This window comes from Rhodococcus ruber NBRC 15591 (assembly GCF_001894945.1).
In the GTDB taxonomy this organism is placed as follows: Bacteria; Actinomycetota; Actinomycetes; order Mycobacteriales; family Mycobacteriaceae; genus Rhodococcus; species Rhodococcus ruber.
In genome coordinates this window covers 269696-283824 of the sequence record NZ_BCXE01000022.1, presented here as the reverse complement: position 1 = coordinate 283824, position 14129 = coordinate 269696, and the positions used below count along the sequence as shown (strand labels likewise).

Below are 14129 nucleotides of genomic sequence, written 5' to 3'. Positions count from 1 at the left end.
CGGCCTGTCCGGCGTCATCCTCGCCAGCCCGCCGCTCGACTTCCAGCTGCACGAGTCGTATTTCGTCGTGGCGCATTTCCATTACGTGCTCTTCGGGACGATCGCCTTCGCCACCTACGCCGGCGTCTACTTCTGGTTCCCGAAGATGACCGGGCGCATGCTCGACGAGCGCCTCGCCAAGTGGCACTTCTGGCTGACCTTCGTCGGCTTCCACACCACGTTCCTGGTGCAGCACTGGGTGGGCAACGAGGGCATGCCGCGCCGCTACGCCGACTACCTGCCGTCGGACGGGTTCACCACCTTGAACATCGTCTCGACCGTCGGTGCCTTCGTCCTCGGCGCCTCGACGCTGCCGTTCCTGTGGAACGTGTTCAAGAGCTACCGGTACGGGCAGGTCGTCACGGTCGACGACCCGTGGGGCTACGGCAACTCCCTCGAGTGGGCGACGAGCTGCCCGCCGCCGCGGCACAACTTCACCGAGCTGCCGCGCATCCGCTCCGAGCGGCCCGCGTTCGAGCTGCACTACCCGCACATGAGCGAGAAGATGCGCGCCGAGGCGCACGTGGGCTGGGGTTCGCACGCCCAGACCGCTCGCACGCTCGAGGGGACGCACTGACATGACGGACGGACGACGGTTCCGCCGGTACGCGACGCTCGGGGAGACCCGTACCCGGCCCGACCCGACGGCCCTGCTGATCGCGATGCTGGTGCTGGCGGTGCTGCTCGCGTCCCCGTGGTGGCTGTCACCGGTCCCGGCCGTGCTGCTCATCGTCGCGGCCGCCGCCGGCACGGTCGCGGTCGGCGCCACGAGCCGCAGAACCATCGTGCCGACCCGCTGGTCGTAGCGGCACGGTCGGTCACCCGGACCTGCCGGCCGGGCCCCGACGGTTCCCGGCGGTCCGGCTACCCTCGATGCCATGGGCAGGCAGCGGGAGCGTCGGGCCGCGGCGGGGTCCGGCCGCGGCCCGGCCGAGGGCATCCACGACATCGACACCGGCACCTGTGAACTGGTCAAGGATCGGTACCGGCCCGACGGCTGGGTGCTCGAGGTCAACGGGGTGCCCAGCTCCCACATCGATCTCACCGATCCCACGCTGCTCGAGTTCGAGTACATGCGGTGGATCGCTCACCTGCTCGAATCGCAACGGCCGCACGACGAACGGCTGCGGGTGCTGCACCTCGGTGGTGGGGCCTGCACGATGGCCCGTTATCTCGCCGCCACCTACCCGAACGCACGGCAGGTGGTGGTCGAGATCGACGGGCGCCTGGCCGAACTCGTCCGGGACTGGTTCGACCTGCCCCGCGCCCCGCTGTTGCGGATTCGGGTGGGGGAGGGCCGGGCGGTCCTGGCCTCCCTGACCGACGCGACCCGTGACGTGATCGTCCGCGACGTCTTCGCGGTGAACCGCACGCCCGTCGCGCTGACCACCGTCGAGTTCACCCGCCACGCCCGCCGGGTCCTCGACGCGGGCGGCGTCTACGTCGTCAACTGCGGTGACACCCGCGATCTGACCACCGCCCGGCGGGAGGCAGCCACCATCGGCAGCGTCTTCGAGCACACCGCGATCATCGCCGATCCCGCGATGCTCAAGGGCCGGCGCTACGGCAACATCGTCATCGCCGGCAGCGACGCCCCGCTCGGCGAGTCACCGGCACTCGCCCGCGAACTGCTCGGCGGCGGCGTGCCCGCCCAGGTGTGGACCGACGCGCAGGTCCGCCGGTTCGCCGCCGACGCCCGCGTCCTGCTCGACGCCGAGTGCCGCCCGGGTGGCGAGGTCGCGGCCGGCTGACGTCGTCACCCGGACCGGCCCGCGGTCCAGGCGAGCAGGTCCTCGACGGGCCAGGCGTTGACCACGTCCTCGGGTTCCACCCCGCGTTCGGCGGCACGCTCACAGCCGTACCCGATCCAGTCCAGCTGACCGGGCGCGTGCGCGTCGGTGTCGATCGCGAAGCGGCAGCCGAGATTCAGCGCCAGGTCGATCAGCCGCTCCGGCGGGTCCTGCCGCTCGGGGCGGGCGTTGATTTCCACCGCCGTGCCGTGATCGCGGCACGCCGAGAACACCGACTCGGCGTCGAAGCGCGACTCCGGGCGGGTACCGCGACCGCCCTGCACCAGCCGGCCCGTGCAGTGCCCGAGCACGTCGACGTGCGGATTCTGCACCGCCTTCAACATCCGCTTCGTCATGACCGACCGGTCGGCCCGCAGATTCGAGTGCACGCTCGCCACCACGACGTCGAGTTCGGCCAACAGTCCCTCGTCCTGGTCCAGGGTGCCGTCGTCGAGGATGTCCACCTCGATCCCCGTGAGAATGCGGAAGGGGGTGCCGCTGTCGGCGAAGACCCGGTCGAGATCGGCGACGACTCCCAACTGGTTGCGCAGCCGCTCGGCGGTGAGACCGTTGGCCACCTTCAGCCGGGGTGAGTGGTCGGTCAGCGCGCAGTACCGGCGTCCGAGCGCCGCGGCGGCCCGCATCGTCTCGGCGATCGAGCTGCCGCCGTCCGACCAGTCCGAGTGCACGTGGAGATCGCCCTGCAGGGCCTCGAGCAGGCCCGCGCCGCCCCGGCCGATCGGCTCGGCCTCCTCACGCAGTTGCCGCAGGTACGCGGGCACGCCGTCGAAGGCTTCGCGGATCACGGTGGCGGTCTTCGGCCCGACGCCGGACAGAGCCGTCCAACTGTCCGCCCGGCGCCGCGCGGCGCGCTGGTCCGGGTCGAGCCGGGCGACGACGTCGGCGGCGTGACGGTACGCCTTCACGCGGTAGCTCTCGGCGCGGTCGCGTTCGAGCCAGAACGCGACCTCCCGCAGGGCGTCCACCGGGTCCATGCGTCCATTCTCGCCGCGGCGGTCCGTAGCGTGGGGCGCATGCGCACAAATGCGAGGTGGCGACGGACGCTGACCGGAACCGCGATCGGGGTGGCCGGGGGGACGCTGGTGCTGGCCGGCGTCGCGGCCCGGGTCGCGACGCCCGCGGCCGGGCGGTTGTACACCGTCGCCGATGCGCCGGCCGCGCCGGTGGTGATCGTGCCGGGTGCCCGCGTCCGGAACGGATGGCCCATGGCGATGCTGCGCGGACGCCTCGACGTGGCTGTCGCGCTGCTCGCGGACGGCCGCGCCCGCCGCGTGCTCGTCTCGGGCGACGCAGGAGGCCGCTCCGGGGACGAGATCGCGGCGATGACCGACTATCTGGTGGCACACGGCGTGGGGCGGGAAGTGATCGCCACCGACCCGTACGGGCTCGACACGTACGACACCTGTCTGCGCGCCGCGCAGGTCTACGGGGTGCGGACGGCGGTGATCGCCACCCAGGGATTCCATCTGCCGCGGGCCGTCGCGCTGGGGCGGCGGGCGGGGATCGACCTGGCCGGGGTGATCGCGGAGTGCGACTGCCGGCTGCGCACCCGGGTGCGCAACGTGCTGCGTGAGTATGTGCTCTCTCGTCCGAAAGCGCTTGTGGAGATGCATTTTCCGCGCCCTCCGCGGGTGACGGTGGGCGTGGGCGGCGCATCGGCCGGGATCCTCGCCTAGGGTCGTCGCATGCGACCTTCAGCCCTGATCACCGGTGGCAGCCGCGGCGTCGGCGCCGCCATCGCCCGGGAACTCGCCCCCAGTCACGACCTGCTGCTCGGCGGCCGCCGCGCGGAGTCGCTCCGGGCGATCTGCGCGGAGCTTCCGCAGGCGGCACCGTGGCCGGTCGACCTGCTCGACCACGCGGCGGTGGCCGCGGCCTGCTCCGGCATCGACCGGTTGGACGTGCTGGTGCACAGCGCGGGGCTCGCCGAACTCGGGACGATCGCCGACGGCGGAATCGCGCAGTGGCGGGAGATGTTCGAGGCGAACGTGGTGGCGGTGGTGGAACTGACGCGGCTGCTCCTGCCGGCGCTGCGGGCCGCGAACGGCCATGTCGTGCTGCTCAATTCGGGGGCCGGCCTGAACGCGAGGGCCGGCTGGGGCGCATACGCCGCCAGCAAGTTCGCGTTGCGGGCCTTCGCCGACGTCCTGCGGCAGGAGGAGCCGGCGCTGCGGGTGACGTCGGTGCATCCGGGCCGGATCGACACCGACATGCAGCGTGCGATCGTGGCGAGCGAGGGCCGGACCTACGAACCGGAGCGCTTCCTGAAGGCCTCGACCGTGGCACTGGCGGTGGGGCAGGCCGTTCGGACCCCCGTCGACGCGCACCCGACCGAGATCGTGCTGCGGCCCCGGTAGCCGTCGGCGCCGGACACGACAGCACCGTCGGAACGGCAGCACCGTCGGAACGGCAGCGCCGCCGGCGTCAGAACGGCAGTGGGATCACGACCGGCGCCCCGTTCGGCAGCTGGATGCGGATCTGGGGTGGCGGCGGCGGTGGGGCCGGCGCCGGTACCGGTGCCGGGGGAAGCGGCTCCGGCGCAGGCGGCGGTGGGGGAGGCGGCGGTGGCGGCGGCGGGGGAGGCGGTGGCGGCGGCGGGGGAGGCGGTGGCGGTGGCGGTGGCGGCACCGGAGCCCGCGGCGCGGGCGCCGCGATCTCCGCCTCCGGCGCCGGCGGCGCGGGTGACGGTTCCGGTGCGGGCGGCGGTACCGGGTCGGCGGCCCCGGGCGCCGGCTGCTTGGGACCGGCGCCGATGGGCACCGCCAGCAGATTCCCGGTGGTGACGTCGACGACGGTCAGTTCGCCGACCGGCGCCGCTCCCGGCTGCACGACGAACAACCGTTCCTCGTCGAGGCCGGACCAGCGTTCTCCTTCGATCTCCTGACCCGAGGACAGAACGGGGGAGATCAGGGGACTTCCCGGCGCACACCGCACGCGAGGCACACCGCGGTCGTCGACCAGAACGACGGTTCCGGTCTCGAGGACCGACTGCACGGGCACCGCGCGTCCCCCGCGGTACTCGTGATCGGTGACCCGGGTGTCCGCCCGCAGCAGCACCGGTGTCAGGGTGCGCAGGTATGCGCGGGCGTCGGCGATGTCGAACACGTCGAGCCAGGCTGCCTGCTTGACCGGGTCCTGCTCGAGCGTGCCGGCGAGCCGCTCCCGGTCGCACAGCTCACGTTCGAGGCTGCCGCCGTAGAGGCCGGTCCGGTCTCCGGACACCGTCACCGGACCTCCGTCGGGCACGGGGAGCTCGGCCTGCGGCGCCGGTGGAACGGCGACCGGCACCTGATCCGGCAGGAGCAGGCCGCTCCATGGATGCTCGCCCCGCGATGTCGCCAGGTCCAGGCGAACCAGCTCGGTTCGCGACGGACCGTCCGTGGAGCATCCCCCCACGGCGAGCGCAGTCAGCGCGAGTACCATCCCGAATCCGCGCGCAGCGGTGCCGGCGGCCACCCGCCCATGGTAGGCGGAACCCCTCCGCGCCTCGGGTGGTTTCGGTCGGCTTCAGCCGTCGGACGTCAGGCGGACGCGAGCGATCCGGTGGCCGTCCAGTTCGCTCACGGTGAGGCGGTGACCGTCGAGGGTGATGCTGTCGCCGAGTCGTGGCAGGCGCTGGAGGTGGTGCACCATGCACCCCGCGACGGTCTCGTAGGGGCCCTTCGGCAGCCCGATCCCGGTGTCGCGTTCGAAGTCCTCGACGATCAGCAGACCGTCCACCTGCTGCGTGCCGGCCTGCGCCGGCGCGGACGGGGGCGCGGCCTGCCCGGTCGGTTCGAACTCGTCGCCGATCTCGCCGACGATCTCCTCGACGATGTCCTCGAGCGTCGCGATCCCGGCGGTGCCGCCGTACTCGTCGACGACGAGGGCGATCTGGTCGTTGGTGCGTCGCATCAGCGACAGTGTCGCGAGCGCCGGCTTGGAGGCGGGCAGCGCGAGGATGGGACGGCACACGTCCGCGACGGTCGGGGCGGTCGCCGGATCGGCGAGCAGCAGGTCGCGCAGGTGCACGAAGCCCACGACGTCGTCGAGCGACGTGCCGACGACGGGATACCGGCTGTGCGCGCCTGCCAGGGCCTGTTCGCGCGCCGCCGGGAGCGGGGTGTCGGCGGGCAGGAAGTCGACCTCGGTGCGCGGACGCATCACCTCGAGCAACGATCGCTGCCCGGCGTCGAACACCTCGGCGAGCACCGTGCGCTCGTCCTCCGGCACCGCCGAATGGCTGAGCAGCAGATCGCGCAACTCCTCGTGGGTGATCTCCTCGCTCCGGCGCGCCGGGTCGGCTCCCAGCAGCCGGACGAGCCCGTCCGTGGAGACCGACAACAACCAGATCACCGGTCGCATCAGGGTGGCGAAACGGTCCAGGGTCGGTGCGGTCAGCAACGACACCCCGGTGGACCGTTGCAGGGCGATGCGCTTGGGAACGAGTTCCCCGAGGACCAGCGAGAGGTAGGCGATCACCAGGGTGGTGCCGGTCAAGGCGACGGCGCTCGCCGCTGCGGCGGGCAGCCCCCACGACTCGAGCGCCGGGACGAGGTCGGGGGCGATCGCGGAGGCACCGTAGGCGGCGGAGAAGAACCCGGCCACGGTGACGCCGATCTGCACCGCGGACAGGAAGCGGTTGGGATTCTGCGCCAGCTCGGCCGTCCGCCGCGCCCGCCGGCCCCGCTCCTCGAGCGCACGGATCTGGCTCTCACGCAGCGACACCAGCGCCAGCTCGGTGCCGGCGAAGACGCCGCCGATCAGGACGAACACCAGAACCAGGAGGATGTCGGCGAGCGCGGTCATGGCGGCCACCCTGGACCGTGGGCCATGTCGTGTCACCTCATCGGGAGGACGCGGGATACGACTTCCAGTCTAGGAGAGCCCCGGCTGTTCGGGCACCGGCCGCACCTCAGGACGGATGTTCCACGTGAAACAGTTCAGGAGGCGGGGACGGTCTGCATGTCCTCCTGGCTCCAGTAGGCCTTCATGCCGGTGATCCGGGCGTCGTCGTCGAACGTCATGACGTCGATGACCTCCATGACGAGGTCCTGTTCGCCGAGATGGGTGGTCAGCCGGAAGAGGAAGGCGGCGTTGCCGCCGGCGATCTTCAGGCTGAGCAGTTCCCCGGTCTGGGCGAGAGGCTCGATCATCGAGTAGAACTCGCGCAGGGACGCCTCGGTGGTGCGCACCTCGGTGCCCACCGGGTCCTCGACCGTGGCTCCGGGAGCGTAGAGGGCGAGCACCTCGTCCGTGGTCCCTTTGGCGACCGACCTGATGTAGGACTCGACGGTGGCGCGGATCGCGGCGGGAGTGGGAGCCATGCGGAAAACCTCCGTTGCTAGAACGCGTTCTAGCAACGGAGGTTAGCAGCGCACGCCGGGACTGGGAATGCCCGGCGGTACCGCCGCCTCGCGGGCACCCGTCCGCACCCGGCTCAGACGCCCGCCTCGGCGGTCGGCAGCAGCCGTTCGAGGACGTCGGCGAGGGTGATCAACCCGACCACCTGTCCGTTGTCGGTGACGGTGGCCAGGTGGTTGCGGGTCTCGCGCATGGTGCGCAGCGCCTCGTACACCGGCACCGTCGCCTCGAGGGTCAGCGCCGGGCGCATCAGCTCGGCGGCGGTGATCCCCGCCGCGGCGTGCAGGCTGTCGCGCACGTGCACCACCCCGTCGATGTGCCCGTTGCCGCGCACGAGCAGACGCAGGTGCCCGGTGCGCCGGGCGGTGTCCTGGATCTGCGCGGCGTCCGCGTCGGGCCGGACACCGCCCGGCCGGGCGTTGGGACGGACGATGTCGCCGACGGTCAGCGCCTCGAGTTCGAGGGCGCTGGTCAGGTGCCCGTGGTAGCGCTCGTCGAGAGTGCCCACGGTGGCCGAGTGCTCGACCAGGTGCCGCAACGCGTCCGGGTCCTGGCCGGTGCCGACCTGGTCGACCGGGACGACCCCGACCCGCCGCAGGCACCAGTTGGCCAGGTGGTTGAGCTGCACGATGACCGGGCGGGTGACCCACATGAACGCCCGCATCGGGATCGCGAGCATGGTCGCCGACTTCTCCGGGTGCGCGATCGCCCAGGACTTCGGAGCCATCTCGCCGACCACCAGGTGCAGGAACGTCACGATGATCAGCGCCAGGACGAACCCCGCGACGTCCGCCAGCCACAGCGGCGCACCCCAGTTCTCGAAGGCCGGGGTGAGCCAATGGTGCACGGCGGGCTTGGTCACCGCGCCGAGGGCCAGGGTGCACACGGTGATGCCGAGCTGGGACCCGGCGAGCAGAACCGACAGTTCCGACGCGCTGCGCAACGCCGCGCGGGCCGAGCGGCTGTGCGGGGCGGCGTCCTCGAGGCGGTGCCGGCGCGCGGCGATGAGCGCGAACTCGACCGCGACGAAGAAGGCACTCGCCGCGATCAGGCCGACCGTCACGGCGAGCACGATCCAGGGGTTACTCATCGTCGCTCACCTCGTGATCGGTCCGTACGGTCACCAGCACCGACGCCGGCACGTGCCGGTCGATCCCACGGACCTCCGCGATCAGCGTCCGCGTCGGGGGCGAGTTCACGTGCGCCAGCTCCGCCGGATCGGGCTCGAGTGGGATCGCGACGGTGTCGCCGACAGTGGGCAGGCCGCCGAATTCGGCGATGACCAGCCCGGCGAGGGTCTCGTAGTCCCCCTCGGGCAGTTCGTGGCCCAGGGTGCGGGCGACCTCGTCGAGGTGCACGTCGCCGCGGATCACCCAGCCCTCACCCTGGCGGGTGATCACCTGCGTCTCGACGGCGGTGTCGTGTTCGTCGGCGATCTCCCCGACGAGTTCCTCGGCCATGTCCTCGACGGTGACGACGCCGGCGAAGCCGCCGTACTCGTCGACCACCAGCGCCATCTCCTCGTGCCCCTCGGTGAGCCGGGCCAGCACGTCCGGCAGCGGCAGGGTGGTGGGCACGATCACCGCGGGCCGGCACACCGTCCCGGCCGTGCCCGCCGCGGTGTCACGCGCGAGCAGATCGTGCAGGTGCACGACCCCGCGCAGATCGTCGGCGGACGCACCGACCACCGGGTACCGGGTGTGCCCCGCGCTCATCTTCGCGAGCACCTGCGTGATCGGTTCCCCGGCCCGGACGTAGTCCACCCGGGCCCGCGGAATCATGGCGTGCTCGGCGGTGCGGGTCGGGAAGTCCAGGATCCGGTCGAGCAGCGTCGACAACTCCTTGGGCAGCTCGCCGGCCTCCCGGGATTCGGCCACGATGTGCTCGAGGTCGCGGACGGTGGCCGAGTGCTCCACGTCGTGCACCGGTTCGATCCGCAACGCGCGCAGCAGCAGGTTCGACGAGGCGTCGAACAACTTGATCAGCCAGCCGAACAGCCTCAGATACAGCGTGGTCGACAGCGCCAGCCACCGCGCGACCGGCTCGGGCCGGGCGATCGCCAGGTTCTTCGGGAACAGCTCACCGAACACCATCTGCACCACGGTCGAGAACAGCACCGCCAGCACCGTGCCGACCGCCACCCCGACCGCGGTGGGGATCCCGACGCCGCCGAGGAGTTCGCCGAGGCCGCTGCCGATGAGCGGTTCGGCGACGTAGCCGACGAGCAGGCCGGTGACCGTGATGCCCAGCTGAGCGCCGGAGAGCATGAACGAGGTGCGGCGGGTGACCGACAGGGCGCGGGCGGCTGCGGTGTCACCGGCTTCGGCACGCGCCTTCAGCCGGGACCGGTCCACCGCCATGTAGGCGAACTCCTGGGCCACGAAATAGCCGGTCAGGGCCGTGATGGCCAGGACCACGAGGATGCCGAGTGCGATACCGAGGACTGTCAGCACGGTCGGCTCCGGGGGGCGGTGACGGACGGGCCGTCACTCTGGGGCGGGGAGGGTCTTCGAGGTTTGCGCTTGGCGCGTCTCATGGCTCTCTCTGCGATAGACGACGACTTCCTGTCACAGAATACGACGAACCGGGCCGCGGACGAGTTCCCGCCTGCCGCGCCGACCCGGTCACAGCGGCCGGGCCGGAACCCGACACCCGGCGCGGATACCACGCCGGAGCGGTCGGCAGTGCTTGGCTGTCCTGGCACACGGCCACACCCCGAGGAGCCTCGATGAACGAGACCACCACCTTCCCCCTGCCGGGGCATGCCGGCACCCTGGCCGCCCGGTGCTGGGTCCACGACCACCCCCGGTACGTCGTGCTGCTGTGCCACGGCTACGGCGAGCACGCCGGACGCTACGAATACGTGGCCACCCGGCTGGTCGCCGACGGTGCGGTGGTCTACGCCGTCGACCACACAGGGCACGGGCTCAGCGAGGGCGAACGCGTCCTGATCGAGGACTTCGAGCGGGTCGTCGACGACTTCCGCCTGCTCGACGCCACGGCCCGCAGCGATCATCCCGGCCTGCCGGTGGTGCTCGTCGGGCACTCGATGGGCGGGATGATCGCCGCCCGGTACGCGCAGCGCTACGGCTCCGAACTCGCCGCGGTGGTCCTGTCCGGCCCGGTGCTGGGCCGCTGGCCCGCGCTCGAAGCGATGCTCGCGGCAGAGCAGATCCCGGACGCCCCCACCGACCCCGCGACGCTGTCGCGGGACCCGGAGGTGGGCCGTGCGTACGTGGACGACCCACTCGTGTGGCACGGTCCCTTCAAGCGCCCCACCGTCGAGGCGCTGCAACACTGCCTCGACACGATCACCGCCGCGGGCACCGTCGGCGACGTGCCCGTGCTGTGGCTCCACGGCGAGGACGACGGGCTCGTCCCCCTCGGGGGCAGCCGCGAGGGCTGGGCGACGTTCGCCGGCCCGCAGTCGACGTCGAAGGTCTACCCCGGGGCGCGGCACGAGATCTTCAACGAGACCAACCGCGACGAGGTTCTCGACGACGTCGTCGATTTCGTCCACTCACGGATCGCGGCGGGCGGCCGATGAGCACCCGGTCGCGGGCGCCGGCACGTCAGCGCTCGTCCGGCGCCGGTTGCCGGGACGGCGGCCGGGACGTCGCGGAAGGCGGCCGGGCCGCCGGGGACGGCCGCCGCTCGCCGGACGGGTGAGGGCGGTCGGCGGCCCGCTCCGGCGCGACCGGGTCGCCGTCAGGATTCGCCGGCGTGCGCGCGCAGCTCGAGCGCGACGAAGGACTGCACCATCGCCGTGAACACCGCTTCCGCGACAGCGGGGTCTGCTCCCCGCGCGGCCGCCGCCTCGGCCGCGCGCCGGATCACGAGCAGGGCCCGGTCGGGCGCCGCGACCTCCGCCGCGGTGGACTTCAGTTCGGCTGCGCGGCGCACCAGAGCCTCACGCTCACAGAGCAATTCGACCAGTTTCGCGTCGAGTCCGTCGATAGCGGCACGGACGGCCGCGAGGTCGGGAAGAGACCGCTCGGTATCGGGTGCGTTCATGCGCGCATTGTGGCATGCCACGCGGTGCGCTCCCGAGAACGGACCGGTCGACTACCTGACCACGTTCACCATCTTGCCCGGTACGACGATCACCTTCCGGGGTGCCGCGCCCTCGAGGAGGGCGGCGATCTTCTCGTCCGCGAGGGCGGCCGCCTCGATCGCTTCCCGCGCCGCGTCGGCCGGCACGGTGATGCGGCTGCGCACCTTGCCGTTGACCTGGATCGGGTACTCGACCGTGTCCTCGACGAGCCACTTCTCGTCCGCGACGGGGAACGGGCCGTGCGCGAGCGACTCGGTGTGCCCGAGCCGCGACCACAGTTCCTCGGCGAGGTGCGGGGCGACGGGCGCCAGCATGAGCACGAGCGGTTCCACCGCCGTCCGCGGCGCCCCGTCCGGGTACGCCTTGGTGAGGTGGTTGGTGTACTCGATCAGCTTGGCGATGGCAGTGTTGTCGCGCAGGCCCGCGTAGTCGTCGGACACGCCCGCGATCGCCTTGTTGAGGGCACGCCGCGTCTCGTCGGTCGGCTCGGCGTCGGTGACCCGCAGCGTGCCGGCCTCCTCGTCGATCGCGGCCCGCCACACCCGCTGCAGGAACCGCTGCGCACCGACGACGTCCTTGGTCGCCCACGGCCGGGACTGGTCCAGCGGGCCCATCGACATCTCGTACACCCGCAGCGTGTCGGCGCCGTAGTCGTCGCAGATCTGGTCCGGCCCGACGGAGTTCTTCAGGGACTTGCCCATCTTGCCGTACTCGCGGTGCACCTCCTCGCCCCGGTAGAGGAACTTCCCGGCGCGCTCCTCGACCTCCTCGGCCGGCACGTACACGCCACGCGAATCGGTGTAGGCGTACGCCTGGATGTAGCCCTGGTTGAACAGGCGCCGGTACGGCTCGGACGAGGTGACGTAGCCGAGGTCGAACAGCACCTTGTGCCAGAACCGCGCGTACAGCAGGTGCAGCACGGCGTGCTCGACACCGCCGACGTACAGGTCGACCCCGCCGGGGTCGTGCGGGCCGTGGATCTGCGGACGCGGACCGGTCCAGTACGCCTCGTTCTCCTTGGCGCAGAACTCGTCGCTGTTCGTCGGGTCGATGTAGCGGAGCTGGTACCACGAGCTGCCGGCCCACTGCGGCATCACGTTGGTGTCGCGGGTGTAGTGCTGCAGCCCGTCACCGAGGTCGAGCTCGACGTTCACCCACTCCTCGGCCTTGGCCAGCGGCGGCGACGGCTCCGAACTCGCGTCCTCGGGATCGAACGACACCGGCGCGTAGTCCTCGACGTCCGGAAGTTCCACCGGCAGAGCCGACTCCGGCAGGGCGTGCGGGTTGCCGTCGGCGTCGTAGACGATGGGGAACGGCTCGCCCCAGTACCGCTGCCGCGCGAACAGCCAGTCCCGCAGCTTGTACTGGATGGTGCCGGTGCCCGCGCCGGACTCCTCGAGCCTCGCGATGATCGCCTTCTTCGCGTCGGCGACGCTCAGCCCGTTCAGCTCGCCGGAATTCACGAGCGTTCCGTCGCCGGTGTACGCCTCCTGCGAGATATCACCGCCCGCAATCACTTCCACGATCGGCAGGCCGAACGCGGTGGCGAACTCCCAGTCGCGCTGATCGTGACCGGGCACGGCCATGATCGCGCCCGTGCCGTACCCGGTGAGCACGTAGTCCGCGATGAACACCGGCAGCGACTGCCCGTTCACCGGGTTGACGGCGTAGGCGCCGACGAAGACGCCGGTCTTCTCCTTGCTCTCCTGCCGCTCGAGATCCGACTTCGCGGCGATCGACGCCCGGTAAGCGGCGACGGCCTCGGCCGGGGTGGCGGCGCCACCGGTCCAGCGCTCGTCGACCCCCTCCGGCCACGCACCGGCGACGATCTCGTCGACGAGCGCGTGCTCGGGCGCCAGCGTGACGTAGGTGGCACCGAACAGGGTGTCGGGGCGGGTGGTGAACACCTCGATGTCGCGGCCGGTCTCCGCATCGCCGGCGCCCCGCACCGCGAACTTCACCTGCGCTCCGTGCGAGCGCCCGATCCAGTTGCGCTGCATGGTCTTGACCTTCTCGGGCCAGTCCAGGTACTCGAGGTCGTCGATGAGCCGGTCGGAGTAGGCGGTGATCCGCATCATCCACTGCTGCAGGTGCTTGCGGAACACCGGGAAGTTGCCGCGCTCGGAGCGGCCGTCGGCGGTGACCTCCTCGTTGGCCAGCACCGTGCCCAGACCCGGGCACCAGTTGACGAGGGAATCCGAGCGGTACACCAGCCGGTACTCGTCGAGGGCGGCGAGCCGCTCGGCCTTCGACAGCGACGCCCAGTCGCGTCCGTCCGCGAGCGTGCGGGTGCCGGCGTCGAGTTCGGCGGCGAGCTCGTCGATGCGGCGCGCCCGGTTCTGCTCCGGGTCGTACCAGGCGTTGTAGATCGTCAGGAAGATCCACTGGGTCCAGTGGTAGAAGTCGACGTCCGTCGTGGCGACCGAGCGCCGCTCGTCGTGGCCCAGCCCCAGCCGGCGCAGCTGCCGCTGCATGTTCTCGATGTTGGCCTCGGTCGTGGTGCGCGGGTGCGTGCCGGTCTGCACCGCGTACTGCTCGGCCGGCAGTCCGAACGCGTCGTAGCCGAGCGTGTGCAGGACGTTGTGCCCCAGCATGCGGTGGTACCGGGCGTAGACGTCGGTGGCGATGTAGCCGAGCGGATGCCCGACGTGCAGGCCGGACCCCGACGGGTAGGGGAACATGTCCTGCACGAACAGCTTGTCCTCGGGGACGTCGCCGGCGAGCGGGCCGACCGGATTCGGCGCGTTGAACGTGCCACGCTCGCGCCACTGATCCTGCCACCGCTGCTCGATCCGGCCGGCGAGATCGGCGGTGTATCGGTGCTGCGGGGTGGCGTCGGACGACGAGGTGGAGGGCTGCACAGGACGAGTCACGGTGGTCGC

Annotated in this window: 14 protein-coding genes; 6 read left to right on the top strand and 8 right to left on the bottom strand. The window is 71.7% G+C overall.

The window, feature by feature from the left end:
- From RR3_RS15935 to RR3_RS15925, 3 genes are all read left to right on the top strand, one after another.
- Window positions 1-616, top strand: a 616-nt coding sequence (locus tag RR3_RS15935; protein WP_174557577.1) for a cytochrome c oxidase subunit I, incomplete at its 5' end; no start/stop codon positions are given.
- Window position 617: 1 nt separating this feature from the next.
- Window positions 618-845 (top strand): hypothetical protein, encoded by a 228-nt coding sequence (locus tag RR3_RS15930; RefSeq protein ID WP_010595389.1) that lies wholly within the window; start codon window positions 618-620, stop codon window positions 843-845.
- A 72-nt stretch (window positions 846-917) separates the two neighbouring features.
- Entirely contained in the window at window positions 918-1790 is an 873-nt protein-coding gene (locus tag RR3_RS15925) for a spermidine synthase (protein WP_010595390.1), read from the top strand.
- Window positions 1791-1795: 5 nt separating this feature from the next.
- Here RR3_RS15925 and RR3_RS15920 read toward each other — a convergent pair whose 3' ends face one another.
- Window positions 1796-2824 carry a PHP domain-containing protein gene (locus tag RR3_RS15920; RefSeq protein ID WP_017681905.1) on the bottom strand — a complete coding sequence of 343 codons (1029 nt, stop codon included), beginning with the start codon at window positions 2822-2824 and terminating at the stop codon, window positions 1796-1798.
- 39 nt (window positions 2825-2863) lie between these two features.
- Between RR3_RS15920 and RR3_RS15915 the strand changes: the two genes are divergently transcribed.
- Entirely contained in the window at window positions 2864-3526 is a 663-nt protein-coding gene (locus RR3_RS15915) for a SanA/YdcF family protein (protein WP_225223001.1), read from the top strand.
- 9 nt (window positions 3527-3535) lie between these two features.
- Complete coding sequence (locus RR3_RS15910) at window positions 3536-4207, top strand: SDR family oxidoreductase (protein ID WP_010595393.1); 672 nt, start codon at window positions 3536-3538, stop codon at window positions 4205-4207.
- A 67-nt stretch (window positions 4208-4274) separates the two neighbouring features.
- Here the strand turns inward: RR3_RS15910 and RR3_RS25270 are convergent, their stop codons facing one another.
- The 5 genes from RR3_RS25270 to RR3_RS15885 form a co-directional block, all read right to left on the bottom strand.
- Window positions 4275-5078 (bottom strand): DUF6777 domain-containing protein, encoded by an 804-nt coding sequence (locus tag RR3_RS25270; protein WP_237211207.1) that lies wholly within the window; start codon window positions 5076-5078, stop codon window positions 4275-4277.
- Window positions 5079-5357: 279 nt separating this feature from the next.
- Window positions 5358-6638: a hemolysin family protein gene (locus RR3_RS15900; protein ID WP_064065610.1), complete on the bottom strand. Its 1281-nt coding sequence runs from the start codon at window positions 6636-6638 to the stop codon at window positions 5358-5360.
- Between the two features lie 134 nt (window positions 6639-6772).
- Window positions 6773-7156 (bottom strand): nuclear transport factor 2 family protein, encoded by a 384-nt coding sequence (locus tag RR3_RS15895; protein WP_064065609.1) that lies wholly within the window; start codon window positions 7154-7156, stop codon window positions 6773-6775.
- Window positions 7157-7269: 113 nt separating this feature from the next.
- Window positions 7270-8283 carry a hemolysin family protein gene (locus tag RR3_RS15890; protein WP_064065608.1) on the bottom strand — a complete coding sequence of 338 codons (1014 nt, stop codon included), beginning with the start codon at window positions 8281-8283 and terminating at the stop codon, window positions 7270-7272.
- A complete protein-coding gene (locus RR3_RS15885) occupies window positions 8276-9646 on the bottom strand; it encodes a hemolysin family protein (RefSeq protein WP_017681046.1) in 1371 nt (456 codons plus the stop codon). The genes RR3_RS15890 and RR3_RS15885 overlap by 8 nt, the downstream gene beginning before the upstream one ends.
- A 275-nt stretch (window positions 9647-9921) precedes the next feature.
- Here RR3_RS15885 and RR3_RS15880 point away from each other — a divergent pair, with 275 nt between their 5' ends.
- On the top strand, window positions 9922-10740 hold the full coding sequence (locus RR3_RS15880) for an alpha/beta hydrolase (protein ID WP_064065607.1): 819 nt from the start codon (window positions 9922-9924) through the stop codon (window positions 10738-10740).
- A 161-nt stretch (window positions 10741-10901) separates the two neighbouring features.
- Here RR3_RS15880 and RR3_RS15875 read toward each other — a convergent pair whose 3' ends face one another.
- Together RR3_RS15875 and leuS are read right to left on the bottom strand one after the other, a co-directional pair.
- On the bottom strand, window positions 10902-11207 hold the full coding sequence (locus tag RR3_RS15875; RefSeq protein WP_010595400.1) for a chorismate mutase: 306 nt from the start codon (window positions 11205-11207) through the stop codon (window positions 10902-10904).
- A 51-nt stretch (window positions 11208-11258) separates the two neighbouring features.
- Entirely contained in the window at window positions 11259-14120 is a 2862-nt protein-coding gene (leuS, locus tag RR3_RS15870; RefSeq protein ID WP_048771189.1) for a leucine--tRNA ligase, read from the bottom strand.
- Window positions 14121-14129: the final 9 nt, after the last annotated feature.